The organism is Paenibacillus sp. 01T442 (genome assembly GCF_056398345.1).
This window is the reverse complement of sequence record NZ_JBFTPF010000041.1, coordinates 17,380-43,320: the sequence shown is the minus strand read 5'-3', so window position 1 is coordinate 43,320 and position 25,941 is coordinate 17,380. Positions and strand designations below refer to the sequence as shown.

Sequence of the window (25,941 nt, the reverse complement as noted above, 5' to 3'; positions counted from 1 at the left end):
ATTATTTAATGACTTTAACGATATCATCCATCACGCGCTCACCAGCAATTACACCGTTGTACAACCAGCTGCTCTTCGTGTCCATCTCGAATACTTTTCCTGATTTAACAGCCGGAACGTTCTTCCATAGTGGATCTTCCAGGTTCCCGGCTTGACCTTTATCGCTGTTAACCAAGAAAATGTAGTCTGCATCCAATTGCGCAAGCTTTTCTAGGGAAATTGGTGTCCAGTTCGCTGTAGCATCTGGCAAGACAGCTAGAATATTAGGCATTTTCAAACCAAGATCACCATAAGCAACCGCGCCACTTGCTACTTTACCGTTAACAACAAAGAAGGATTTGTTCGTTAACCAAAGGATCGCAACCTTTTTATCACCAACAGTTGCTGCAAGTTTTGCTTTTGTATCTGTTACTTTTTGATCATATTTCTTCAACGCGGTATTCGCTGCATCTGACTTATTAAGAATTTCGCCCATTTTCAAAAGCGTCTTACGGAAGTCAGCTGTTACCTCGCTACCTAGTACGAATGTCGGTACGACTTTGGAGTACTGATCGTAAAGACCTTTTTCAACAGCAGACTCGTTTCCTACGATCATGAAATCTGGAGCAGCTTTCAAAACCGATTCAACTGGCAGATCATAACCAATCGTTGGTACGCCAGCAAGTTGAGTTTGTAGGTAATCTTGAACAGTTGAACCTTTTACAGACCACTGAACAACTGGTTTAACACCAAGTGCTAGAAGCGGATCTTCCAAGTAGGACGCGATAACCGCTTTCGGGTTCGAAGGAACCTTAACATCATGGCCCATGCTATCTTTTAAAACTTTATCAACAGCAGGCGCAGGTGTTGCTGTCGCTGCTGCAGTAGCTGCCGGAGCAGTTGAAGTTGATGGTGTTGTTGTGCCTGCTGCATCCTTGTCACTTCCACAAGCTGTTGCAAGTAGAGCTGCCATGCACACTGAAAGGACAGTGAATGTAACTTTAGTAGTTTTTTGTTTATTGAAATGTATCACGGTGGACCCTCCTGGGTAGCTATTTATGTATGATATTGATTCTCAATATATATTAATGAAAATGATTATCAATGTCAATACATCCGGCTATATCCCAGTATTTTCTTATTTCTTGTGAATTACCTTCAGTGCCTCACGTACACTTAGGGGTGATAAATCATGACTAGCGACGAAGGATTGTACGGCTGCAGCATCCGTCTTGGAATACTCACGCAGCGCCCATCCGATCGCTTTGCGGATGAAAAACTCTTTCGAATGGGCCATCGTCGTAATGCAATGAAATAGCAGCGGGACATCGGTCTTCTTTTTATACTTCAACTGAAATAAGACTGCTGTTCGTTGGAGCCACATATGATTGGAAGCTAACCATTTTTCCACATAAGCAGGAATTAGCTCGGGAAATCGCTGAAGATGAAAACCGATTAAGTGATCCGCAATCGTATCTACCGTGTCCCACCAGGATTGGGTTACGATGAAATACTCCAGTATTTCGATGTGTTCCGCTGGTACGGTCTTTCGAACTTGCAAAAGCATTATAATTGCCGTGTAGGCAAATTCACGCTCGGGCAACTGCCACAGTTCCTGGGCTACGCGAACGGCTTCCTCCCCTTTCGGAAAGCCATGCTCCTTTGTGAATTGTTTGGTCAGCGCAACGCGTTCCGGATTACGAATACCGAGGAATGGAAAATGATACTTCATATAAGCTTCCATACTAGATGCATTTTCCTTGTTCGCATGCGATCTGAGCCATTTCTCCAAGTCATTCGTGTATGGGGATGTCATCGTAAATGTGCCTCCTTTTAGCTAAATCCTATGCGCTTATTGTAGCAATTCGCTAGCAATTCGGGTATGCTATTAGCAGAATTTTAATAGAGATGATGAATAGGATCGGTGAGAAACATGACGTATAAATTAGTTGCTGCTGACTTGGATGATACGCTGCTGCGTGATGATTTGACGATTTCACAAGAGACGGTTGAGGCCATGCATCAAGCTGTTGCCAAAGGGGTAACGGTCACCATCGCCACAGGAAGAAGCTTCCCTTCTGCTGCCAAAATTGCCAATCGCATCGGACTCAACGTCCCCATCATTACGTATCAAGGGGCTTTGATCAAAAATTTGCTAGACGAAGAAGTCCTCTACGAACGCACTGTCCCTGTCGAGAGTGCCCGCTTCCTGCTTGATTACTGTGAGAAGAACAACTATCATCTTCAGCTTTACCATGGGGATGAGCTTTATGCAGCTGAGGATAACGATAAGATCAAAAAATACGTAAGCTTGTCCAAAACACCTTATATTATTGGTGATTTGCGTCAATGGATTGATATTCCACAGCCGAAAATGCTGATTGTTGATAAACCTGAAGTATGTGACCAAATCCGTGAGGAACTGCTGCCCCTACTGGGTGACAAGCTGCATATCACGAAATCCAAGCCGCACTATTTGGAGTTCATGCATAAGGAAGGTACGAAGGGACATGCGATCACGTTCCTTGCTGAGCACATCGGATGCTCATTAGATGAAGTCATTGCACTAGGCGATGCATGGAATGATCGGGAGATGCTTGAAGTCGCTGGTCTCGGCGTTGCCATGGAGAATGCGCTGCCTGAGCTGAAAGCGTTGGCGAACTTCGTGACGAAGAGCAACAATGATGATGGCGTGAGGCATGTGCTGGAAAAGTTTGTTTTGGCGGAGTAATTGTGGGGAATGCAAAATGAGAAAAAGAGGTCCTTGGGGACCTCTTTTTTGTGTGGATAGAACGTCTATTTTTGAGAAGTTTAATTTATAATTCCAACGCCATAAATGAACTTAGCGGGTCATCCGTATAATTCGCGAACGGTTTGCAGTAGTGAAACCCAAAATTTTCATATAGCTTTCTAGCTGGCTCGAAAGCTTCCATGGAGCCCGTTTCCAAGCTGATTCGCGTATAGCCGCGTTGCTTCGCTTCATTAATAATGTGTTCAAGAATTCGCTTCGCAACGCCTTTCCTATGATGGGCGGAAGATGTTCGCATTGATTTTAACTCACCGTGCTGAGGATCCAGTTCTTTGAGTGCCCCGCAACCGACGATTTCCCCTTGTTCCCATCCACTCCAAAAAGTTACATCTGGCTTTTTTAATCCATCCAGATTTAAGGCATGTGTACTCTCAGGCGGGGATAATGATTGCATATGTAGAAGGTGCTCCATAATGAGCGCTCTAACTTCAGGACCGGATAAATCGTCTACTTTAATCTCCACTCTTGCCACTCCTCTATCTATAATTTTTATTGATTAGAATACAACATTACATCGGTCAATTCAACTGTTATTGGTTTTTTGCACAACTTGAAGTGCAGGGATTGTGTACGGTGACAAAGCATCTATTGGTACTAGACAGTAAGGTTACTGGTATGAGAACATGAGTTATCCGCACTAATGTAAGCGTTATCCATAACATGAAGGGCATAAGAATTTCATGAGATTAATATCTAAGTGAAACATATAAACTCTATATTTCAAAAAGGAGCGTGAATCCTATGTTCGATGGCGCATTACTTCAAGATAAAGTAGTACTTATTACTGGCGGCGGCACAGGGCTTGGCCGCGCGATGGGAGAGAAATTCCTGTCGCTCGGAGCTAAGCTGGCTATTACGAGTAGACGTGAAGAAGTGCTCGCGAAAGCTGCGGCAGAAATGAGCACTAACGGCGGGGATGTGTTCTATCATCCCTGCGATGTGCGTGATCCGCAGCAGGTTGCTGCCATGATCACGGCCGTGGAGCAGCACTTCGGTCGCATCGACGTGCTGATTAATAATGCGGCGGGCAATTTTGCCAGCCCGACTGAGCACTTATCACCGCGAGCGGTCGATGCGGTGCTGAACATTGTGCTCCACGGGACGTTCTACACCACGTTGGAGTTAGGTAAAAGGTGGATCGAGCAAGGTGTAGGCGGTACGATGCTGAACATCGTCACCTCCTACGCCTCCACTGGATCCGCCTTTGTTGTACCTTCCGCCGCCGCCAAGGCCGGCGTGCTTGCCCTTACCCGCTCACTCGCCGTCGAGTGGGCGCGGTACGGGATCCGGCAAGTCGCGATCGCGCCGGGGTTGTTCCCGACCGACGGCGCGTGGAGCCGACTGGCTCCCACGCCCGAGCTGTCGCAGAAGCTCTTGCACCGCGTCCCGCTGGGGCGCGTCGGGGAAAAAGATGAGCTGGCGAACCTCGCCGCTTATCTGATTTCGGACTTCGCCGGGTATATTAACGGCGAAGTGATCACGATTGACGGCGGCGAGTGGCTGCAAGGCGCCGGGCAGTTCAACGATCTGCTCGAGGTGACCGACGAGCAGTGGGTTTCACTTGCGGAGATGACCCGCAAGGGGAAATCGTAGGGCAAATTAGCAGTAAGCAGCTCCGTATGGTGATGCGACTCACGCTTTGGTGGATTAACTGGAAAAACTACAGGTAATTCCATTCATTTTGGCTCTGAAAATGAAATAAATGGAAAATGTACATCTAATTTAGTGGATTATGAGCGTTTCATTGAAAATAGTTAAAAATAGATGGAGAAAATCCAGTTATCTTCCTTTTTCGATGGAATTGGGTGGATTTAACTGGACATTTCCCATCTAATACGCGCGATAGGCGCTGTCCCTGGGGTAGCTACTATACTTGCTACCTTCTACCTTACTCTAACCGCACTTACCGCTCTTTAGCACTTTCGCTATTGCTCCACTGCCATTCTAATCTACTCTTCTACCTTCCACAATTCTGCTACTCTTCTCCACTCATGCTACTTGTTCTTTTTTTGCACACTTCTTCAAAAAAAATAGACATACAGATGCAAACTTACATCTGTATGTCTATTTCACATCACTACAATGTGATTGGTCAGACTGCCGCCGGGGTGGCCAGAGGTGCTGGAGCATCTCCTACCCCTTCACAGCACCAGCCGTCATGCCCTTCATAATCTGCTCCTGGAACAGCAAAAACACGATAATCGTTGGAAGCACGGCAATCGCAAGCGCCGCCATCGTCAATTCGTAATCCGTCATATATCCCGTGGCGAAGGCGGATAGGCTGAGCGGTACGGTTTTGAGTGCAGGCTTACTAATGAAAACAAGGGCGAAAGCGAAGTCGTTCCAGAACCGTAGAAAGCCAAGAATGGCAACGGTTGATAGCGCCGGTACGCTTAGCGGGAGCATCATGCGAAAGAAAATGCCCCAGTAGCCCGTACCATCAATGAGTGCGGCTTCTTCGATTTCTTTTGGAATACTGACTAAGTAAGCAGCTACGATGAAAATCGCTAAGGGTAACTCAAATCCGACATAGGGCAAAATAAGTGCGCCGTACGTGTTCAACAGCCCTATTTTTTTCATGATAATAAATAGCGGTACTAATGTGCTGTGAATCGGAATGAGCATGCCTAGCAGGAACAATCCTGTGAAGAATGCCTTTAATTTAAACTCAAACCGCGCAATAACAAATGCCGCCAATGCGCCTAGAATCAGCGTAAGTACTAAGGAAGCCACCGTTACAACTGTGGAGTTCCACAAGGAGAGTCCCATTCCCGAAACTTTCCATGCGCGGACTAGGTTATCCCACTTCCAGACTGTCGGCAGCAGAAACGGCCGGGAATAAAACTCTTCATTTGATTTAACGGCACTAATAAATAACCATATTAATGGATACAACGTGACCAGTGCATATAAGGAAAGAACGGCATTGATGGCGCCGCGCGTCCACACTTTACGTTGCTTAGCTCCAGCGGGAAAACCCGTCTGCATCGCTACAACCTGCTTCATAGATGTCCCTCCTGACGAATTAGAATGATCGGTGTTAGCGATAATCTCGCTTCATTAGATACTGACTGCCCACAATCAAGAGCAGACTAAGAATAATAATCGCAGTGGAAAGTGCACTACCGAATCCGAAGCGATACACATTGAAGGTACTGTTATACATATAGGAAGCCAGCAATTCCGTGGAATGCGCAGGCCCGCCGCCTGTCATGACGTAAATCAGATCGAACGCCTTCAAGGAGCCCGAAATACAAAGCACGATCGCCACTTTCACCGTATCCCAAATCATAGGCAGTGTGACAGTAAATAGCTTACGTACCGGTCCGACGCCATCCAGCTGAGCAGCATCTTCAATTTCGGGAGAAATATTTTGTAACGCAGCAATAAACATAATCATATAAGGACCAATATAATTCCAGATGATCGGCACCATCAGTGCGAACATCGATACTTTCGGATCGGAGAGCCAAGCTTTCTTCCAACTATCAAGGCCAACACCATCAAGCAAGAAGTTCAGAATACCGATTTGTGGGTGATAGATGTATCCCCAAATAATCCCGACAACGACAGATGACAATACCATGGGCATAAAAACGGAAGCACGAATGATTCGTTGAAAAGGCGTGCTGCGCATCAAGAGAAGCGCTAGGATCATCGCGATCGGAACCTGTCCGAAGACGGAAGCAGCAACGATAAGCATGTTATTTTTAAAAGCTTTCCAGAAGATCGGATCTGTAAATACTTCGATATAATTGTCCATTCCAATAAACTTCGCTGCGCCAATGCCTTTCCAGTCAAAAAAGCCATAGTACGCCGACCAAAACAGGGGAACGATAACAAAAAACAAATAGATGATTAAGGCTGGAAGGAGCCCTATGGTGATGAATCCTCTCATTCTTGCGGACACGTTCATGATGCCCCTCCTTGTAAGCTTTTTTTGGAAAAAAGGCTCCAGCCGAGCTGAGGCTGGAGTCCTTTGGCCTAACCTTATTTACCGATAGCTTTCGCTTGCGCATCTTGCACTTTCTTCGCAATATCCTCTGGCTTGCCGCCCATCAGAAGCTCTTGAAGTCCATTGTTTACCACATCTGCGCTGGATGAGCTCAGTCTGCCGTCATAAACAGGCGTCATTTTCACGGTGCCCATCATTTTGTAAACCTCTGCAAATAGTGATGTTACTTTGCTTGTATCCAAAGCTACCTTGTAACTAACAAGCTGATTGCCTTCTAAGATAGCTTTTTGTGCTTCTGGACCAGACAATGCATAGATCAACTCGTAAGCAGCTGCTTTCTGTGCACCAGTTACTTTTTTGCTCATACCTAACCCTGTTCCAACAACACCGGATAGTGTGTTCGGATCTCCCTTACCATTCGGTACGGAAGGTAACACGGTAACAGCCATGTTCGCCAATGCTTCTTTGGAAGCGCTAGCTGCTAGGTTCGGCAATGCCCAGCCACCATCGATCATCATCGCCGCTTTTCCTTGTGCAAACATTTGTTCCATTTGTGTGTTATCAATGCTGTTGAATCCTTCTTGGAAAGCCCCGGCTTTACCAAGCTGTTGTAAGTACGTCAAGGATTGAACAAATTCAGGATCCGTAAACTTCGCACCATTTTGATCAACAGCCTTCAAGAACCATTCTGTTCCTGTCACGCGGTCAGCTAATGAGCTTAGGATACTCGATTGTGCAACCCAAGCTGCTTTGTTACCAAGCGCGATTGGTGTTACGTTATTCTTTTTGAACGTATCTACTAGCTTCATCATGTCGTCCCACGTTTTCGGTGGCTGTACGTTATATTTGTTGAAGATTTCTTTGTTGTAATAAAGAATGGATGTTGGCGATAAGGCCATAGGTGCTGCGTATGTTTTGCCAGAAATGGTGAAATCATCGAAGGAACCTGGCATAAAGTTGCCTTTCCACTCTGCCTTGCTATCCAGAAGCTCATTGATCGGTTGGATCAAATCGCCGCCGACGAACTCCTTCGTCATGACACCTGGCCACATCACGAACAGATCCGGCATTTCATTCGCTGCTGCTACGGTTTTCAGGCGAGGACGATAGCCATCGGGTGGTATCCCCTGAATATCCAACTCCACGTTCGGATGGTCCTTCTTGAATTTTTCCATATATTCACGCATCGTTTTGGCACGTGTATCTTCGCCTGTATAGTTGTGCCAGATCGATAGCTTCACTTTCTCACCAGGCTTCGCTGTCTCTGTTTTAGCTGGTGCCGTGCTTTCCTTCGCCMCATCTGTAGTTCCATTCGACCCACAACCTGCTATCAACGAAAGTGACATCGCAGCCGCCAGTGTAACGATAAATGACTTTTTCATTCGTTCGGACCTCCTAAAAGTTTCGTAGCAACTAGCTCCATTACTTGCGAGCGCTCTTCGTTACTCCTTTAGTATAGGGGACATTTCTCTGCCCTGGTACGGGAGAGACTTCGGCCCGAAGGGGGACATTTTTCAGTCTTTGCCACTTTGTCGAAATTCGGATGGTGTTCTTCCCGTATACTTTTTGAACTGTTGCGTAAAGTATTTGATATCCTCATAACCCACTCGTCTAGCAATATCACTCACTTTCATTTGCGTACTTTGCACAATATCTGTGGCTAATTTCATCCGTTCCCGTGTAACAAACTCGATATAGGTGCAGCCGGTCTCCCGCTTAAACACCTCACTGAAATGATTGGGATTGATATGAACAAAACCTGCAACTTGCTGGAGCGAAATGGGCTGATGCAAATTGTCCCGAATGTACGCAATCGCCTTATGGATGTACGCATACTTATTCTGATCGAGTCCCTGATGGAAGATATTCATGAGCGCTGACAACACCTTGAATACTTCCTCTTCAGGACGGCCTCCCCCCTCTAGCTTAGATAGCGCGCTTAGTGCCGTCAGATCTTGCTCTGCCGTACTAGCTCTCTCTAACCAGCGATGACCAGCTACTACAAGAGACTGTATGTACCCTTGAACAGAAAGCGGTGTAGCCGCGGTATCCTCCAGTTGTGTGCGAACCTTGTGATTGACCCAGTGTCTGAGGTCCGTCGCATTATCATTCATGAGAATAGCTGCAAGCTCCGACTCCTCTTTCTCCGTGCACACCGTGCGGCTCCCGCTTCGATCCCGAATATCTTGGGGCGTGTAAAGGCCAGTTGAGCCCAACAGACCCTGATAGTCGAAAACTTCCTTGGCAGCGCGATAGGACTCACGCAGTCCCTCATCATCGTGCGCAACGGGTCCAAGCGCAGCGAAAACGGCACATTTCAGTGTTTCAGTGACACGTTGGAGCGCCTTACGCAGCCCCGCGGCATCCGTTAAACCAACTTCATATCGGACGACAAGTACGAAATGATCCTTATTCATCAGCGTCACACAAGGGAGAAGCTCGTACAACATATTCTCTGCGGCTCCTTGCAGCAGATCAGCAAACGTTACCCAACCCGAACAGGAAACGAGAAGCACTTGCCTTGCAATCCCCGCGCCATCATCCACTGCGGTATCGACACTATTTTTGAGAAACCACTGGTGAAGCTGAGCTCGCGCCTCATCATCATCGTGCAAGCCACGATTCAGAGCTCTTTCTAGCAATTGTGAGCGCAGCGCGGCCTGTCTACGATTGTCCTGCTTCATCGACTCCCATTTATCCATGATGTTCTGCTTCGCTTTCAGCGCCGCTTTGATGATTTCCTCCGGCCGGCTGGTTTTCAGCAAATAATCCGTTACCCCGCCACGCAAAGCCTGCTGCGCATAGTTGAAATCATCATATCCCGTGAGAATAACAATCTCCGTATCCGGTAAAATTAGCTTTATTTCCCGGGCAAGTTCAATACCGTCCATCCCTGACATCCGAATATCCGTCAAAACAATATGCGGCTTCTCCTGCGGAATGCGCTCCAGAGCCTCTTCCGCTGACGAAGCCGCAGGCAGCAGCTCCAACCCAAGCTCTTTCCAATCAATCACGGTACATAAACCGGTCCGAATAATAACTTCGTCATCCACGATCAAAATTCTCATACCGACGACTCCCCTCTCTCGCGCGGAATTAGGAATGTAATTCGAGTACCTGATCCCGGTGTACTTTCCAGAACAAGGCCTGCCCCTGCCCCATAATGCAACAGCAACCTGCGATGCACATTAATGAGCCCATAACTGGTCACAACCTTTTTCCTCTCTTCATCCGCTTCACTGCGAATCCCGAGCTTCTGATTGGCCAAAGCCAGTTGACCATGAATATCTCTCAGCTTCGCTTCATCCATCCCAATTCCCGTATCCTCCACCACAAATTTCATATCATGCTCACGCAGCTCGCCGTGCACATAAATGTGTCCTTTGGTTTTTTTCTTCTGAATGCCGTGAATCAGGCTATTTTCAATCAAGGGTTGCAGCAGCAGCTTCAACATCACTTTTTGCGTCATAGCGGGGTCGATAAAAAACTCAATCTCGAATTGCTCCGGGAACCGAATCGCCTGAATATAGGCATAGTTCTGTGCATGAGAAACCTCTTGCTGAACAACACAGAATTCCTCCCCTTTATTTAAGCTAAAACGCAAGAAATCACTGAGCGCACCGACCATCTCAGCAATTTGTCGATCCTTGTTCATCAAGGCAATCCAGTGAATAGACGACAAGGTGTTATATAAAAAATGCGGATTAATCTGTGCTTGCAGCGCCATAATATCCGCCTCCTTCTTCATCGCTTCGTTGAGCTGAACTTGAATCTTCAGACGGCTAATTCGGTCGCTGAGCTTATTGTAGCTATGAACGAGCAACCCAACCTCATCTACGCTTTTCACTTCAAACGTAGGAATCGTCTCATCTGGATTCAGATCCTTTAAATATTTGGTCAACTTCATCAGCGGATTCGTTACCCAGCGCAAGAAATAAATAACCAGCGCCATCGCCAGTAAGAGCGCAATGATAATGGTTACGGCTGTTACCGTCAGAACGAAGCCATTTTGCTTTTGATAAATATTGGTCGGAATGAACCCTACTAATTTCCAACCCACGCGTGGAAGTCCGTTATAGAGAACCGTATAAGGATGCATCCCTTGCAGCACATTCGACACGCCGCTTGTTTCTGTAAGTCCATGCAGGTTGGGGAATACATCGGACATATCCTTCATCAGCCACTTTCGATCGCCTCCAGCGATAATACGATTATTCGCGTCTACCAAGACGACAAATCCGCTCGTTTCCCAGCCTGCCTCCGTCAAATAATGCTCAATCTCTGATTGATCTAAGGAAAAGGATAAGGTGCCCAACGTTTTGAACAGGGAGAAATCTCGAATCGGTCTGACCAGTGAAATAACCTTGCGCAAACCGTCGGAGGTTTGAATGTCATAGAGCGGTGACCACCATTTGGGAGCCGATTTATTCGTTGTTTCGTACTGTTGCAAAAGTGGTGCCAAGCCTGAATTCGTTATCGTCGTCGTAAATAACGCAGGATTGCTGTTTTTCGGAATAATCGTAATGTTGGCAATATACTTTTTGGAATAGGATAAGTTCCATAAGGTCCCGACAAGCTGCGAATAAAGATTGATATCACTCTCTTCCTTGCCTAAGTAGGACTGGACATCCTTCTGACCGATCAGAAAGATCGACATGTTCTCGACGTCCTGAATAACAAAATCAAGCTTATCGGTCATCTGCTTCAGGGTATTCATCCCTGCTTGCTTCGCTTTATCCTCCGTCACCGAGGTTGCAATCCGATAGGAGACCGTTCCCATCGTAAGTAAAGGCAGTACAACAGCAAATAAAATAAGCAATGAGAGCTTGCGATTGAGTGATTTAGCAAACCACCGCTTCATAGGAGACCTCCATTCATCTAGCGATCCATCTTCTGGCAACACTTAGCATTCCACATACCTTGATCTTTTTACTATAGTATCACGAGCAACACTGGAAAATCATACTTTTTTTTAGTCTAACAAACTTTTTGTTTGACATTCGAAAAGTTTGTGTTACCATTTTGCTCAGAATAACCTACAAGCTGTTAGGGGGATAACCGGTATGGAATCCATTCAGGATGAATTCGTTTTTTTGACCGATTTGGTGACAGGCCTTGCCGCTCAGTTCGGTGAGAATTGCGAGGTTGTGCTGCACGATTTGACGGGGTCATACGAAAGCTCCATCGTCGCCATTGCAAACGGTCACATCACAGGACGCAAAGTCGGGGATCCCGGCACGAATCTTGGTCTTGAGCTGTTGCGAGGCAATCATGTAAACGGCAACAAATTTAACTATTTGACCCAAACGAAGGACGGCCGCATTCTGCGCTCGAGCTCGATGTATATGAAGAATAAAGGGGGCAAAATCATCGGTTCCCTCTGCATTAACATGGACATCACGGATCTCATGGTCGCTGAGAAAACACTGAAAAACCTCATAAACCCCGCTGGTGAGCAATCCGAGGTGAGGGAATCGTTCGTCACGAGTGTTAGTGATCTGCTGGATGCACTCATTCAAGAAGCGCAGGAAGTCATCGACAAGCCTGTTGCCGTTATGACCAAAGAAGATAAGATGCGAATGATTCAACTTCTCGATGCCAAAGGTGCTTTCCTGATTAAAAAAGGCGGCGAGAAAATTTGCACCTATCTCAACATCTCCAAATACACCCTATACAGCCATCTGGAAGAGGGCAAAAGTAATGCCAAAGAGAGTGAGAGTGCATCCCTATGACGATCTCCCTAGAAACGCCTTGCCTCATCATTGATACGGACATCTTGGCACGAAATATTGCGATCATGTCTGACCAAGTCGAGCAACATCGCAGTGTGAAATTACGACCGCATGCCAAGACGCACAAGCTCCCATCGGTCGCTCAGCTTCAAATTGATGCTGGCGCCGTAGGCATTACAGTCGCCAAAGTCTCTGAAGCCGAAGTGATGGCGGCGCATGGGATTCGCAATATCTTCATCGCCTATCCCCTCGTGACGGTGAGCAAGATTGAACGAGCTATTCGCATCAGCGAGCAGATCGAGCTTATTGTTGGGGTCGACAGCTTGGCTGGTGCCCAGCTGATGGAGCAGACCGCGGCCAAACTGGGACATACGCTGCAGGTTCGGTTAGAGATTGACACCGGGCTGCGCAGAACCGGTGTGCCTTACGAGGCAGCCGCCGCGCTAGCAGCGGAGATTGCGGGCATGCCGCATTTGCAGCTGACCGGCATCTACACGTTCCGCGGCGCCTTGCTGGCCGGCAAGCCCACGCTCGACGTGGCGGCCGCCGGCCTAGAAGAAGGCCAGCTGATGGTACAGCTGGCTGAACGCCTTAGAGCCGCAGGCATCGCCATCGCGGATGTCAGCGTGGGCTCGACGCCGACGGCTTTGTATGCCGCGGCGGTCGAAGGGGTGACGGAGGTCCGTCCCGGCACCTACGTTTATCAAGACCGGATGCAGGCGCAGCTTGGCGTCTGCGAGCTTGAAGACTGCGCCGGCAGCGTGCTGGTCACCGTCGTGAGCCGGCCTTCGGCGGATCTGGCGATCGTCGACGGCGGCAGCAAAACCTTCGCAACCGATGTGCAGCCAGGCATGCATCCCTTGCAGCTGCGCGGTTTCGGCCATATTCATGGCCTGGAAGATGCGCTTCTCGTTCGGATGACCGAAGAGCATGGCATGGTCGAGCTTGGCCCTCTGGCACAAGCCGCTGACCTGAAAGTCGGCGACCAGCTGCGCATTATTCCGAATCATATTTGCAGTACGGTTAACCTGCACAATCATGTTGTGATGCAACGCGGTGACACATTTGAACGCGTGCCTGTGCTTGCACGAGGCATGCTGGAATAGCTGAAATTGCTGGAATACATTTGGGAGGTGCCCCATCATGTTGGATCTTATTTTGAAAAACGGACGCATTGTCGACGGAACTGGTAATCCTTGGTTTGCTGGCGATGTTGGCATCCAAGGCAACAAAATCGTCGCTGTTGGTCAGCTTCATGAGGATGCTTTAAAGGTCATCGATGTCAATAAGCAAGTCATCTCACCTGGCTTTATTGATGGCCATTGCCATTCCGATCTGATGATCTTCGATTATCCACATAGTGAAATCAAAATGCGTCAAGGCGTTACGGMCGAAGTCGTCGGCAACTGCGGGCTCGCTCCCGCTCCCTTCGTCCCTTCCCAAGCTGAGCTTCTCCAAAGCTATGTGCAGCCGGTGTTAGGTCAAACCAAATGGCAATGGCCATGGGAAACGGTTGCCGAATATATGGATGCCGTCGCGAACTCGCGTCCATCTGAGCATATGGCTACCTATGTGGCGCATGGCGCACTGCGTATCGCGGTGATGGGCTTCGCCAATCGGCCAGCAACCCAGCCAGAAATCGCACAGATGAAGGCTATGCTCGAAGATGGCCTGCGGGCCGGCGCAATTGGCTTCTCCATCGGGCTGCTCTATGCGCCAGGCAGCTACACGAGTAAAGAAGAAATTGCCGAGTTATGCTCCGTATTACCAAAGTATAACGGTCTTTTTTCCACACATATTCGTGGTGAAGGCAACAATTTGTTGCCTTCTGTGAAGGAAGTCATCTGGATTGCAGAAAAAGCTGGCGTTTCCCTGCACATCTCTCACCTCAAAGCAGCCGGCAAACGCAATTGGGGGCAAATTACCGATGCGCTGGAGCTCATTGAGGATGCACGCTCTCGTGGCATGGACGTCACTTGTGATGTGTATCCGTATAATGCTGGCTCGACTTCATTAACGACGATTCTTCCCCCTTGGGTTCTCGAAGGCGGCATCGAAAGTGCGCTTGAAGTGCTGCGTGATCCTTCGCTTCGTGCTCATATTCGCGAAGAATTGAGTCACGAACAGACGACGTGGGACAACTTGGTTTGTTCCACAGGCTGGCAAAGTGTGTTCCTTTCCGCCATGCACACGGAACGCAATCGCCACCTCGAAGGCAAGCACCTTGCCGAGATCAGCGAAATCCGCGGGCAGGAGCCAGCGGATTGTATGATGGATCTTCTTTTGGAAGAAGAAGGCCGAATCTCTATCGTCTACTTCCATATGTCTGACGAAGATGTGAAGCAAGTTGTTGCTTACGATAAATCGCTCATCGCATCCGATAGTCTCACTTGTGATACCGGGAAGCCGCATCCACGCTTATATGGGACGTTCCCTCGGGTATTTGCGAAGTATGTCCGCGAGAATCGTATTTTGACCCTGGAGCAGGCGGTGCGCAAAGTGACATCGTTCCCTGTTCAGCGCTTCAAGCTGGGCAAGCGGGGGCTGATTGTTCCTGGCTACATCGCCGATGTAGCGGTGTTCAATCCGGATACCATTCAGGATCATGCGACGTTCGAGAATCCGAGGCAGTATCCGGATGGTATCACGCATGTTGTCGTGAATGGCGCATTATCGTTGACCGGCGGTCAACACACGCATGCGCGAGAAGGCAGCTTCATTCGCGCACAGCATTGCTGCAAGCACTAATTTTCTTATATAACCTAAACCTAACTTTGACTTGGAGGTCATTCACATGTCCGTTATTGAACAACGTTTGCAAGAGCTTGGTATCACGCTTCCCCCTTCCCCAGAACCGCGTTTCACATATATTCCATGCAATCAAACAGGTAACTTAATCTACTTGTCCGGCCAAGATTGTCGGATTAACGGTGAGCTCATGTATGAAGGAAAACTCGGCCGTGAAGTCACGATTGAGCAAGGCCAAGAGGCAGCTCGTCAGACGATTATCAACTGCTTAGCGGTTATGAAAGGCTATTTAGGCGATTTGGATCGTGTCGTCAAAATCGTCAAAATGCTCGGCTTCGTCAACAGCGAGTCCGGCTTTGGCGACCAGCCGTATGTGATCAACGGTGCATCCAACCTGCTTGTTGAGATCTTTGGTGAAAACGGCAAACATGCCCGTTCCGCGATCGGCACGAGCGATCTTCCTTTCCACACGCCTGTGGAAATTGAGTTGATTGTGGAGATTCGCGACTAGGAATCGAGCGGTTGACGAATAATCCCAATTAACTGGAAAACGTACAGCTATTCTGGAGGCAACTCCCCAAAATCTCAGTTTAAATGGAAAATAGGTAGTTAATTTATCCCTGTTTGCCCGAATTCGATAAATTCCTTATATTTAGCTGCAGGAAATCCAGTTATTTAGTATTTAAAGTCGATTATTAAAGATTTAACTACATGAAATCCAGTTATCCATTACCAGCACCCAAAATAAACGGCTACGCCGTCCTTCAAGGACGGAAGCGTTTATGGAGAAATATAGCCAAATTATGATGTGAAACTTATAAATTCTATATTTGAACGACAAAAAAGGAACCTCAGACTAACAAGTCCAAGGTTCCTTTCCCTTATAACCCCACAGCCGCGCCTCTTTCCAGCCGCAGAATCTGCTTCTCTCCCGTTTCAGCCAGCTCACGGAATTGGGTAATTGTTTCACGCATTTTCGGAAGCGCTTCTTGCTTATAGGTACTGATCGCCTGCAGGGCTTCAAAGCTGTCAGCGAATGCTTTTTTGAGCGAATCTGCTGAAATACTTGCCTCAATGGCGCCTTTTTGAATATCCACACCTTGCTGCTTCAACATTTGCCCCGTATGTTCAATGAACGTATTCGTTGTATTGTACAAAGCATTAAGTTGTTTCAGTACCACTCGCTGATTGGCTAGCGCACTTGCCGCCGTAACCGCGACGCGCAAAGCCGCTACCGTGACCGTACTTGCACGATCTACCCCACGGATAAGCTCCTTATTATTCCGAATAACAACCTCGAAGGTAATAAATCCTTGTTGATTGACCGCCATCATCGCTTGCATATCGAGCGTTCTCTGACGAAGTGGAAAAAGCACCTCTTCGGTTATGAACTGAATCTTCTCTGGTTCATCATTTCGGGCTTTAGCTAGCGCGATTTGAGCTTCAATCGTTTCATCCATATAGGAAACTAGCTGGATCTCTTTACGAAGTTTTTTGGTAAGATCACGCAGTGCATGCTGTTCGAGAAGAAGTGTCGTATTGTCATCCTTCAACCCTAATTTCCCTTTATTCAGCGTTTCGATAATTTCGGCAATGACCATGTCCGCTTTATCAAACTGATGGAAGTAGGAGCGCAGTGGGTTAAAAAACTTCCCCAGAAACCCGCGTTTGACGAAGTCGATCCCACTAGGATCGAGGTCCTTCATTTGGAGTTGCAGCTCCCCTAATCCTTTGGCAACGATTCCTCCCTCGTCACCGGCCCTCGAAAGCTGCCCTATCGTTACTTGGAGTAAAGCATTTTTCTGTGAGGATGCTCGCATCGTCTCAATACCGAAGTTTTCTACCGCTGCCAAAATATTTTTTCTCTTCTCCAATGAATCGAGATCGATCTCCATGATCGTCTGCACATTCTGTTCTGCTTGTGCTTTCAGCTTCACAACTTCCTCAGGAACAGGCTTCACTTGTTCCTCTACAACGGCTTTAAGCACCTCGTCGCCAGCAATTTCCATCGAAAATGACATCGTAGCTCCCCCTTTGAACGGTAAGTTAACCCTACATCTGGACGTTAAGCAAATTACTTATTTTATAAACAACATCATCCGTGTCCGCATTAATGCTCGCCGCTTCATTGATACTCGAGATACTCTGAAGCGCCTGAATATCCGCGTTATAACCAATCGTATAGATGGGAATCTGCAACGTCTCGATCAATCCTCGAATGTCCTTCAAGGAATGTCCTGCATTGGTTTCCCCATCACTCAATACGAAGATGATCGGTTTCACATTCGGATCCCCTGCCATATAGTCTTGCAGCATTTTCATGGCAACGGCAATGGCATCAAACGTCGCTGTTCCTCCCCCTGCTTGGAGCGTACCTACGGTACCGACAAACAGCGATTGCTGATTTGTATCGTACTTGGCAATGGGGAGATTGATCGTCACCCCGTTCGAATAGGACACAAGACCAATTCTATTTTCTTTACCCAGGTATTTTTGGCCTTTGAGCAGAGACTCTTTCAATCGACTAATGGGTTTACCGTCCATGCTGCCAGACACATCCGTCACAAAAACAGCTGCTAGAGGCTTGCTGCCATTCTTCTTTTCTTTCCAAACCTTTTGTGCAGTAGAAAGTGTATTTCCATCTATCGCAGGGAGCTCACTCTTGTAATTTTCTAGCCCATTAAACCCTTTCTCCTTGGCTGTTTGTTGATATTTCGCCTGTGTAACAAATTCAGCAAATCGCTTAAGCACATCAAGCTTCACGATCGGCAGATCACCAAGCGCATAGAGTGGGCTATCGTGTCTATATCCAAAAGGTGTAAACACATAGTCATTCGTAAGCTCCGGCGCATTCTGGAATGTCTGGTATTCCAGAACGAAGCCATCCAGCATCCCTGACTTCGCAGCATCTCGCATTTGAATCGTTGTCGATGCGATAAAGGGCACGTTCGTTTGGAATTTCTCAAATTCTTGAACGGCCTTCTCACTGATTGGGTTTTTATTATCCCAAGTACTTAAAGCTGTTACGAGAAAATTGAGGCCGGTTGAACTCGCGAAAGGATCCGTGTAACCCATAGCAAATTCATTATTAGAGATCGCTTGTGTTACTGTATTTACATTGATGGAGCCGTATTTGGCAACGAGGGCATCATATTTTTTCTTCGAAATCACAATGCCAGGGACATTGCCTACCAGACTTTTGGTGACTAGTTGTATTTTCGGACCGCCGGATTTGATCATCTCCCCCCATAACTCATTCGAAGGTGTGAAAGCATCTGGCACATACTTCCCTGACTTGATATAGTCCGTCGCCGTCCCAGAAGCAATATTGCGAATTTTCACAGAGGCCGTCTTCCCGTTCACCACAATCTGTGCTTTATTAAATTCATTCGCTACATCCGTTAACCAACCATCCACACCACTGCCGGATTTCTCAGTTGAGGAGAAAATTTCTACGAAATAATCGGTCGTATTATTCACCGTAATTGGAAATTTCGAGATCTCAGGCAAAGAGGAAGCGACATCGGCCGGATTAATATCAATTTGTCCTTTCACTGGCGTTCCGTTCACCACTGAAATCTTCTCGTACATCTTATTCAATTGCTTTGTGGCATTCTCCGCTGTCACTTGATTTGTGGATTTGCCTAAATTTGCCGTGAAGGAAACGCCAGCATAAACACCGATAAATACAATCATCACAATAAGAAGCGATATAAAAAAGAACTTCGTTTTATTCATGTTTTGAGCACCACCTCTACTGTTTGTAGAATTGTGTTTGCTTGATCAAAGCATCAATCTCTTGCATACCCGGCATTTGCCCGATATCACCAATCTCCAGGCTATCTAGTCGAGAAATTTCTAACAGCAACCTATCCAATTTGAGCAAAATTTCTTCATTTATATGTAAAGAGGATTTAACAAACGACATATGTGCTTTATACACGGTTCTTTTTTCTTGCAAAAGCTCGGGAGATAACTGGCTGGTATTCTGTTTAGAGATACTTTGAAACTCCTCTTCATCGAACACATGGAGACGGTTTATCATACTCCGTATATTGTGAAAAAATAACTTCTCCACCTCTTGCGTCGTAGAAGCAAATTTCTGAAAGCTAAGTCCGCTCGGTTCAAACCTTTGGATGAGGACACTTCGTATGGTCTCTTGTTTTTTACGCATTCGCTCCAATTGGTGCAAGCCAAGCGCAATTTCTTGTGCAAGGGATTTGACATCTTTACATTGTTTCAAAGCTCCCTCTAAATCTTCGGGGCTCTTCATCTGTTTGACGGGAAGTCGAACGTTCGGCTTCATGACTACGTTGTAGATGCCAAATAGCAATACTAGGGTGCTTGCGAGCAGAATGGATACTGCGAATGCCGTTTGCAACGCGCTGTGTCCRATTCCAATGCCTAGAAATCCTGGTGATAGCATGACAATATCAAACAAGGCGACCCCACTCGTTATCACAAATAACTTCATTATTTTGCTTGCGGCTTCCATCAAAGGGAATAACTCCTCTCTTCGCAATCTCAACTCCCCGAATTCACAAGAAAACATATGTAAGTTTGTATCGTACGAAAAATGCTGATATTGGATTATATGCAGGACATTTAAGACATATCTGCTTTCTGCTGTTCAATCACTGTATTTCCTCTCCATACCAAAGTTGCGGAACTTAAATCGCTTTTGTAGCACTATAGTGCTCGTTAGAGCGCTCCCCTTACTACTTGCCAAAAATAAACGATGTTCTCCCATAAGTCCTCCACGAAGAGGGAACGAGGATGCTCTATTGGCGGAAAAGTAGGTGAAATCATCATCCAAAGGGAACTACAGTTTCTTATTTCTTTGAAAAACGCTATATTTCACGAAATTTGACACAATAGTGACTTTACGTTCCCCTGGGTCTTGTTTTATCAGATATCAGCCAAATAAGGTATCTACGTTCCCTTCAAATCCTTGTAAAGGCTAGTGAATGCAAAAACCCCAGAATGGCAGGCGTATGAACTACGCTTGTCATTCTGGGGTGATCTTCATTGCCATTAAACTACTCCTATAACACCACAAATGTAAAAATATAGATAAACTTTCACTTCAAACCCGAAACCGCCCAATCAACCCCTGCAGCTCCGCAGCCATGCTGCTCAGCACCGTCGCGGAGGAGACGATCTCCTCCATGCTCGCATACTGCCCCTCGATGTTGGCGGAGACGTTCTTCGCGCCCGCGGCGGTCTGCCCCGCCACCTCGTCGATGGCGCGAATAACGCGGGCAGCGACGAGCGTCTTCTCGGAGATAGCCTCCGAGCAGCCTGCTACTTCCTCGATCTGACGAGCGACCTCGTCCATCGCCGAACGAATGCGCCCAAACGTCGCTCCCGCTTCGCCGACGACCTCAAGCCCCGTCTCCACCTCACGGCTGCCCGCCTCGGTGGAGCGCATTACGTCCCTCGTCTCCTCCTGAATACTCGTGACGAGAGCAGCCACTTCCTCCGCCGCTGCGCCGGTCTGCATGGACAGCTTGCGGACTTCCTCCGCAACCACAGCAAACCCCTTGCCCGCGGCGCCTGCCCGTGCCGCTTCAATCGAAGCATTGAGCGCCAGCATATTCGTCTGCCGCGCAATACCCGCGATCATCGCGTTCGCATTGACGATTTTCTCGGAACGGGCGCTTAAACGATCGACCGAAACGGCCAACTCATCCATCTTCCGATGGATTGCCTTCATTTGCAGCATCGCAGTCTCAATCGCCGCAGTACCTTCCCCCGCCTCCTGCTGCGCAAACACAGATTGCTTATTCGCTGTTTGCGTCACACTAGCAATCTGCGTAACCGCCGCTGACATTTCCTCCATGATCGCAACACCTTGATGCACACTGCCTACCTGTGCATTCGTGCCCTGCGAAATGAGTTGTATCGTTCCCGTGATCCGCTCCGATAACTCACTAACCTGATTGGAATTCGCACTAAGCTCTTCCGAAGCCGCAGCAACCTGCTCGCTACTACTGCCCACTTGGCGAATCAAGCCCTGTAGATTGCCTTTCATCTGATTGAAGGCTGTCGCCAAATCCTGCAGCTCGTCGCGGCTTTTCACCCCAATATCGCCCACAGATAAATCGCAATTCGCGATTCGCTCTGCCGCTCTCACCATGGAGCGCACTGGTACCACAATTGAACGCGAGACCAAGAAACCTATAACTAGTGCGAATACTAAAGCCGCTCCACTCACCCAAATTAATGTCTTGATCGTCGCAGAGACGGTCTGATGATTTTGAACAGAAGCATCTGCCTGAATAACGGCTTCGAGTTCTTCAATTTTAGCCGCTGCTTGCGTCAATGTTTCCGTTGTTGGAATCGCCCACTGCATAGCTTCCGCTTTTGCCAAGGAGGCGTCACCTTTTTCACCGTATGCAACCACCTTTTGAACCAACCTAGCGAAAGTCTGATTCGCCTCCAGCATGGACCCAACTGCGGATTGTTCTTCCTCGTTCCCGTCCGTATCTTGCATTTTCGTAATGATCGAGGAAAGCTTCCCATTCATATCCGTTAAAAGCTTTTCCCTGTCCTTCGTGGGATCCAGCACATAACCAAACAATAAGCTCGTTTGCATCTGTGTTTTTTCTTTTATTTCTGCAACGTCCTGGAGTAATCTCACATTCGTATCGAGCAGCTCCGTATAGGAGTTGTCCACTTTTTTGATATACATGTAAGATAACCCGCTCGTGATCCCTACCAGCAAGGAAACGAGAACAAAAGCCCCCACTAGTTTCGTTTGTAATGAAATAAATAAAAGGCGTTTTTTCCAATCCGGCCTGTTGCGATTATTACTCATTTTTTATCCCTCCGACAATTCGTAAACGCTTACATAAAACTAGATTATAAAAGACTGCCGAGAATATCGACAGCCTCCATTACTTACTTCGAATTCATATATTTGCGCATATCAAACGCTACTGCAGCAACGATGATCACACCTTTGATAATTAACTGCCAGTATGGGCTAATACCGATAAACGTCAAACCGTAGTTGATAACACTGAAAATCAATACCCCTGCAAGCACGCCTGGTACCGTACCGATACCACCTGAAGTTGATACACCGCCGACAACGCAAGCCGCGATCGCATCAAGCTCGTACATGTTGCCATAGTTGTTCGTTGCTCCACCCGTTCTTGCTGCTTCCAATACCCCTGCAAGTCCGTAAAGCGCACCCGCAATCGCATAAATATAGATCAAGTAGCGATTTACGTTAATCCCAGAAACGACAGCGGCGTGAATGTTGCCACCAATTGCGTACATGTATTTTCCAAGCTTTGTTTTATTAAATACGATCCAAACAATGACCGAGACGATAATCGCGAAAATAACGATATAAGGAATCGAGTAAGTTGAGCTTGATCCAATGGCTCCCGTTCCGAGGCTGCTGAAGTCCCCTCTCAAACCACCGATTGGTTGTGATTGATTTGGCTTCATATCGAAGTACAAGGAGTTCGCACCATAAACAGCTACCATCGTTCCTAAGGTCGCAATGAATGGCGGGACTCGGAACTTCGCAACGACTATCCCATTAATTAAACCCACGATTAAACCCGCTACAACAGCAATTAGAATCGGAATAATCATTGGCAATTGCGGTAAGTCTGGGAAAAATCTTCTGCCATACTCCTCTGTTTGAAGCATAGAAGCGGAGATAACCGCGGATAAACCAACGATTCGCCCTGCAGATAAATCCGTCCCTCCTGTGATAAGAATGAACGCTGCACCCAATGCGATAATGACGCGAGTGGAAGATTGCAATAAGATATCACGTAGAATACTTACGGACAAAAAGCGTGGATCATAAATCGCGATCCCAATAACTAGAACAACTAGTACGATGTAGATAGCGTATTTGGTAATGAACCCGCTAAGGTCTCTGGATTTCAATGTTTCTGTTTTGGTAGTCATGGTTCTAGGCCCCCTCCATTATGCCATATGCTGTGCAGCAAGGCGCATAATCTCTTCTTCTGTTGCTTTATTTCCTTCTACAATGCCCGTAAGACGTCCCTCACACATAACCATAATTCGGTCTGACATCCCAAGCAGCTCGGGCATTTCAGAAGAGATCATGATAATACTTTTCCCCTGCTTCGCAAGGTCAGCAATGATGGAGTAAATCTCGAATTTCGCTCCTACGTCAATTCCCCGAGTTGGTTCATCGAGAAGAAGTACTTCAGGTTCTGTTAACAGCCATCTGGCCAGCAAAACCTTTTGTTGATTACCACCGGACAAGTTCTTAATCAGCGCATGCATATTCGGCGTTTTTACGCGTAGCATTTCGATACTTTGTTTCACTTCTTCTTTACGTTTCGCTTCCTGAATGAAGCCAAATGGATTCATGTATCGTCCCAAATTGGCAATGACCGTGTTTTCCAAAACTGATAACACAGGGAAAATACCTGTTACGCGGCGCTCTTCCGTCAGCAAAGCAATCTTCTGCTTGATCGCATCCATCGGCGATTTCAGCTTCACAGGCTTCCCATGAATAGAGATTCTTCCTGAAGCGATACCTCTCATCCCGAACAGGGATTCAATCAACTCCGTCCGTTGTGCCCCTACAAGGCCGCCGACACCGAGAATCTCACCCTTTTTCAGCTCAAAAGACACATTCTTGAACGATTTAGGAACCACCGAAGTCAGGTCCTCTACCTTCATCAATACGCCTTCTGGCACATTACTGCGCTCAGGGAAACGCTCTTTCAAATCACGTCCAACCATCTTGGAGATGATCATATCTGTAGTAAGTTCGGAAGATGCCCATGTACCAATTTTGGTACCATCACGCATAATCGTTACTTCGTCCGAAATTTCCAGAATCTCTTCCATTTTATGTGAAATATAGATGATCGAAACACCGCGGCTCTTCAGATCGCGAATGATCCGAAACAACTGCTCAACTTCGTTACCCGTAAGGGAGGAAGTCGGCTCATCCATAACAATAACTTTCGAATTGAAAGAAACAGCCTTGGCGATTTCAATGGATTGCACCTTGGATACCGATAAGGTACCAACCAGTGTATCCGGCTTAATGTCCATTTGGAGTTGTTTAAACAAACTCTCTGTATCTGTACGCATTTTTTTGTGGTCCACTAATTTCAAAGGTCCGATACCTTTTAGCGGGAATCTTCCTAACCAAATGTTCTCCATCACATTGCGATGTGGAACGGGGTGTAGCTCTTGATGAATCATGGAAATACCATTCGCTAATGCATCTTTGGAGTTCGTAATTGAAGCGACTTCTCCATTCAGCTTAATTTCTCCACCATCGGGCTTATAAATGCCGAATAAGCATTTCATGAGCGTCGATTTACCCGCACCGTTCTCTCCCATTAGCGCATGTACGCTTCCTGGACGAACTTTGAGGGTGACATTATCCAGCGCTTTGACGCCGGGGAACTCTTTGGAGATTTGATTCATTTCCAATAAATAGTCATGTACAGTCATGGTAACTCCCCCTACAGCTCACGATAATCCCCACAAAGTGAAGCCTTTATTCGAAGCTTATTTCTCTTTATCTTTGCACGGGTTTTGAAAAAAGGAAGGCAAAAGCGCGACTATTGCTCAGTGATCGCCTCTCTTGCCCACTCTCACAATTACTTCGCTTCGTTCATGTTCGCTTTTGTGATTTTTTTGTAGGAAATCCAAACATATTTACCGTCAGTGATATCATAGCCAGTTGTTTCTTTGCTTGGCACTAAACCATTAGCAAGAGCTGTTGCTACGCTTGTTGTTGCAGCACCTTGGTTTTTCGCATCGTTTAGAACTGTACCTAGAAGCGTTCCATCGCTAAGCGCTTGTAGAGCTGGAGCTGTTGCATCTACACCAACTACTGGAAGGAATTTGTTGTCTTTGAAATAGCCTTTTGCTTTCAAAGCTTCGATTGCACCAAGCGCCATATCATCGTTGTTCGCAAGAACAGCTTCGATTTTGCTTTCGCTGGAAGCTAGGAATGCTGCCATTTTCTCTTGACCTTTAACGCGATCCCACATCGCTGTATCTTCTGCAACTTTTTCTACACCCATGCCGGAATCCGTGATCGCTTGGATAGAGAATTTCGTACGAAGCTCAGCATCTTGGTGTCCTGGTTCGCCTTTAAGCATGACGTATTGGATTTTACCGTCTTTGTTCTTGTCAGCTTCTGGGTGAGCTTTGAAGTAGTCAACTAATAGTTGGCCTTCCATTGTTCCGGATTGCTCAGCTTTAGCGCCTACATAGTAAACTTTATCCCATTTCTTCATGTCCGTATCCAGTGGCTCACGGTTCAAGAAGACAACTGGAATGTTTGCAGTTTTTGCTTTATCGATGATAACGCCAGCTGCTGTACGGTCAACTGCGTTGATCGCAAGTGCATTTACTTTTTTCGTGATGAAAAGGTCAACTTTATCGTTTTGTGTTGGTTGGGAGTTTTGGCTGTCTACGATATCAACAGTTGCTTTATCTTTCGCCGAGTCGGAGATCGCTGCACGAACACCAGACATGAACGTATCGTCAAATTTATAGATCGCTACACCGATTGTTGGTTTTTTACCAGCTGCTGGAGCTGTCGTTGCTGCTGCACCTGTGGAAGCTGCTGGGGCTGTGCTTGCTGCTGGTGTTTCTGTTTTATTTCCACAACCTGCAACGGTTGCAACCAAAGCGCCTGCTACGGCAAGTGTAAGTAATTTTTTCAAGATAAGACCCTCCCTAAAAGG

At 47.0% G+C, this 25,941-nt stretch carries 21 protein-coding genes; 6 read left to right on the top strand and 15 right to left on the bottom strand.

Translation table 11 applies throughout. The features are described from left to right. Position 1: 1 nt before the first annotated feature. Together AC1DLM_RS23990 and AC1DLM_RS23985 are read right to left on the bottom strand one after the other, a co-directional pair. Positions 2–1,012: an ABC transporter substrate-binding protein gene (locus AC1DLM_RS23990; RefSeq protein WP_477571379.1), complete on the bottom strand. Its 1,011-nt coding sequence runs from the start codon at positions 1,010–1,012 to the stop codon at positions 2–4. A 105-nt stretch (positions 1,013–1,117) separates the two neighbouring features. Further along, positions 1,118–1,795, bottom strand: coding sequence for a DNA alkylation repair protein (locus AC1DLM_RS23985; protein WP_477571378.1), 678 nt, complete (start codon positions 1,793–1,795; stop codon positions 1,118–1,120). Positions 1,796–1,912: 117 nt separating this feature from the next. On the opposite strand from AC1DLM_RS23985, the gene AC1DLM_RS23980 reads away from it, so the two are divergent. Continuing rightward, positions 1,913–2,710, top strand: a complete 798-nt coding sequence (locus AC1DLM_RS23980) for a Cof-type HAD-IIB family hydrolase (RefSeq protein WP_477571377.1) — start codon at positions 1,913–1,915, stop codon at positions 2,708–2,710. 85 nt (positions 2,711–2,795) lie between these two features. Here AC1DLM_RS23980 and AC1DLM_RS23975 read toward each other — a convergent pair whose 3' ends face one another. After that, on the bottom strand, positions 2,796–3,251 hold the full coding sequence (locus tag AC1DLM_RS23975) for a GNAT family N-acetyltransferase (protein ID WP_477571376.1): 456 nt from the start codon (positions 3,249–3,251) through the stop codon (positions 2,796–2,798). Positions 3,252–3,529: 278 nt separating this feature from the next. On the opposite strand from AC1DLM_RS23975, the gene AC1DLM_RS23970 reads away from it, so the two are divergent. Further along, positions 3,530–4,381, top strand: coding sequence for an SDR family oxidoreductase (locus AC1DLM_RS23970; protein WP_441991699.1), 852 nt, complete (start codon positions 3,530–3,532; stop codon positions 4,379–4,381). 540 nt (positions 4,382–4,921) lie between these two features. Here the strand turns inward: AC1DLM_RS23970 and AC1DLM_RS23965 are convergent. The 5 genes from AC1DLM_RS23965 to AC1DLM_RS23945 form a co-directional block, all read right to left on the bottom strand. Further along, positions 4,922–5,776, bottom strand: a complete 855-nt coding sequence (locus AC1DLM_RS23965; protein WP_477571388.1) for a carbohydrate ABC transporter permease — start codon at positions 5,774–5,776, stop codon at positions 4,922–4,924. A 52-nt stretch (positions 5,777–5,828) separates the two neighbouring features. Next, on the bottom strand, positions 5,829–6,704 hold the full coding sequence (locus tag AC1DLM_RS23960; protein WP_441991698.1) for a carbohydrate ABC transporter permease: 876 nt from the start codon (positions 6,702–6,704) through the stop codon (positions 5,829–5,831). A 74-nt stretch (positions 6,705–6,778) separates the two neighbouring features. Beyond that, positions 6,779–8,125, bottom strand: coding sequence for an extracellular solute-binding protein (locus AC1DLM_RS23955; protein WP_477571375.1), 1,347 nt, complete (start codon positions 8,123–8,125; stop codon positions 6,779–6,781). A gap of 132 nt (positions 8,126–8,257) precedes the next feature. Continuing rightward, positions 8,258–9,811 (bottom strand): response regulator transcription factor, encoded by a 1,554-nt coding sequence (locus tag AC1DLM_RS23950; protein ID WP_441991696.1) that lies wholly within the window; start codon positions 9,809–9,811, stop codon positions 8,258–8,260. Next, entirely contained in the window at positions 9,808–11,604 is a 1,797-nt protein-coding gene (locus AC1DLM_RS23945; RefSeq protein ID WP_477571374.1) for a cache domain-containing sensor histidine kinase, read from the bottom strand. The genes AC1DLM_RS23950 and AC1DLM_RS23945 overlap by 4 nt, the downstream gene beginning before the upstream one ends. A 202-nt stretch (positions 11,605–11,806) precedes the next feature. Between AC1DLM_RS23945 and AC1DLM_RS23940 the strand changes: the two genes are divergently transcribed. Genes AC1DLM_RS23940 through AC1DLM_RS23925 form a run of 4 tightly spaced genes read left to right on the top strand, consistent with a single transcriptional unit; the run spans position 11,807 to position 15,734 of the window. Then, positions 11,807–12,475, top strand: a complete 669-nt coding sequence (locus AC1DLM_RS23940) for a helix-turn-helix transcriptional regulator (protein WP_441991694.1) — start codon at positions 11,807–11,809, stop codon at positions 12,473–12,475. Then, positions 12,472–13,581, top strand: coding sequence for an alanine racemase (locus tag AC1DLM_RS23935; protein ID WP_477571373.1), 1,110 nt, complete (start codon positions 12,472–12,474; stop codon positions 13,579–13,581). Before AC1DLM_RS23940 ends, AC1DLM_RS23935 begins: the two co-directional genes overlap by 4 nt. 37 nt (positions 13,582–13,618) lie before the next feature. Next, positions 13,619–15,223 (top strand): N-acyl-D-amino-acid deacylase family protein, encoded by a 1,605-nt coding sequence (locus tag AC1DLM_RS23930; protein WP_477571372.1) that lies wholly within the window; start codon positions 13,619–13,621, stop codon positions 15,221–15,223. A gap of 46 nt (positions 15,224–15,269) precedes the next feature. Then, positions 15,270–15,734 carry a RidA family protein gene (locus AC1DLM_RS23925; RefSeq protein WP_028557558.1) on the top strand — a complete coding sequence of 155 codons (465 nt, stop codon included), beginning with the start codon at positions 15,270–15,272 and terminating at the stop codon, positions 15,732–15,734. 370 nt (positions 15,735–16,104) lie between these two features. Here AC1DLM_RS23925 and AC1DLM_RS23920 read toward each other — a convergent pair whose 3' ends face one another. From AC1DLM_RS23920 to AC1DLM_RS23890, 7 genes are all read right to left on the bottom strand, one after another. Next, positions 16,105–17,244 (bottom strand): toxic anion resistance protein, encoded by a 1,140-nt coding sequence (locus tag AC1DLM_RS23920; RefSeq protein WP_441991691.1) that lies wholly within the window; start codon positions 17,242–17,244, stop codon positions 16,105–16,107. 31 nt (positions 17,245–17,275) lie between these two features. Next, a complete protein-coding gene (locus AC1DLM_RS23915) occupies positions 17,276–18,961 on the bottom strand; it encodes a vWA domain-containing protein (RefSeq protein WP_477571371.1) in 1,686 nt (561 codons plus the stop codon). A 16-nt stretch (positions 18,962–18,977) separates the two neighbouring features. Further along, a complete protein-coding gene (locus tag AC1DLM_RS23910) occupies positions 18,978–19,718 on the bottom strand; it encodes a hypothetical protein (RefSeq protein WP_477571387.1) in 741 nt (246 codons plus the stop codon). Positions 19,719–20,309: 591 nt separating this feature from the next. Next, entirely contained in the window at positions 20,310–22,043 is a 1,734-nt protein-coding gene (locus AC1DLM_RS23905) for a methyl-accepting chemotaxis protein (RefSeq protein WP_477571370.1), read from the bottom strand. A gap of 83 nt (positions 22,044–22,126) precedes the next feature. Beyond that, positions 22,127–23,158 carry a galactose/methyl galactoside ABC transporter permease MglC gene (gene mglC / locus AC1DLM_RS23900; RefSeq protein WP_441991688.1) on the bottom strand — a complete coding sequence of 344 codons (1,032 nt, stop codon included), beginning with the start codon at positions 23,156–23,158 and terminating at the stop codon, positions 22,127–22,129. 18 nt (positions 23,159–23,176) lie between these two features. Beyond that, positions 23,177–24,694, bottom strand: a complete 1,518-nt coding sequence (locus AC1DLM_RS23895; RefSeq protein WP_441991687.1) for a sugar ABC transporter ATP-binding protein — start codon at positions 24,692–24,694, stop codon at positions 23,177–23,179. A 149-nt stretch (positions 24,695–24,843) separates the two neighbouring features. Beyond that, positions 24,844–25,920 carry a galactose ABC transporter substrate-binding protein gene (locus tag AC1DLM_RS23890; RefSeq protein ID WP_216626270.1) on the bottom strand — a complete coding sequence of 359 codons (1,077 nt, stop codon included), beginning with the start codon at positions 25,918–25,920 and terminating at the stop codon, positions 24,844–24,846. Between the last annotated feature and the right edge of the window lie 21 nt (positions 25,921–25,941).

Coding starts and splice junctions, on each gene's coding strand:
- AC1DLM_RS23905 (WP_477571370.1), bottom strand. CDS start 22,043: ATGAGTAATAATCGCAACAGGCCGGATTGGAAAAAACGCCTTTTATTT.
- AC1DLM_RS23970 (WP_441991699.1), top strand. CDS start 3,530: ATGTTCGATGGCGCATTACTTCAAGATAAAGTAGTACTTATTACTGGC.
- mglC (WP_441991688.1), bottom strand. CDS start 23,158: ATGACTACCAAAACAGAAACATTGAAATCCAGAGACCTTAGCGGGTTC.
- AC1DLM_RS23985 (WP_477571378.1), bottom strand. CDS start 1,795: ATGACATCCCCATACACGAATGACTTGGAGAAATGGCTCAGATCGCAT.
- AC1DLM_RS23915 (WP_477571371.1), bottom strand. CDS start 18,961: ATGAATAAAACGAAGTTCTTTTTTATATCGCTTCTTATTGTGATGATT.
- AC1DLM_RS23950 (WP_441991696.1), bottom strand. CDS start 9,811: ATGAGAATTTTGATCGTGGATGACGAAGTTATTATTCGGACCGGTTTA.
- AC1DLM_RS23960 (WP_441991698.1), bottom strand. CDS start 6,704: ATGAACGTGTCCGCAAGAATGAGAGGATTCATCACCATAGGGCTCCTT.
- AC1DLM_RS23925 (WP_028557558.1), top strand. CDS start 15,270: ATGTCCGTTATTGAACAACGTTTGCAAGAGCTTGGTATCACGCTTCCC.
- AC1DLM_RS23965 (WP_477571388.1), bottom strand. CDS start 5,776: ATGCAGACGGGTTTTCCCGCTGGAGCTAAGCAACGTAAAGTGTGGACG.
- AC1DLM_RS23940 (WP_441991694.1), top strand. CDS start 11,807: ATGGAATCCATTCAGGATGAATTCGTTTTTTTGACCGATTTGGTGACA.
- AC1DLM_RS23935 (WP_477571373.1), top strand. CDS start 12,472: ATGACGATCTCCCTAGAAACGCCTTGCCTCATCATTGATACGGACATC.
- AC1DLM_RS23980 (WP_477571377.1), top strand. CDS start 1,913: ATGACGTATAAATTAGTTGCTGCTGACTTGGATGATACGCTGCTGCGT.
- AC1DLM_RS23920 (WP_441991691.1), bottom strand. CDS start 17,244: ATGTCATTTTCGATGGAAATTGCTGGCGACGAGGTGCTTAAAGCCGTT.
- AC1DLM_RS23895 (WP_441991687.1), bottom strand. CDS start 24,694: ATGACTGTACATGACTATTTATTGGAAATGAATCAAATCTCCAAAGAG.
- AC1DLM_RS23945 (WP_477571374.1), bottom strand. CDS start 11,604: ATGAAGCGGTGGTTTGCTAAATCACTCAATCGCAAGCTCTCATTGCTT.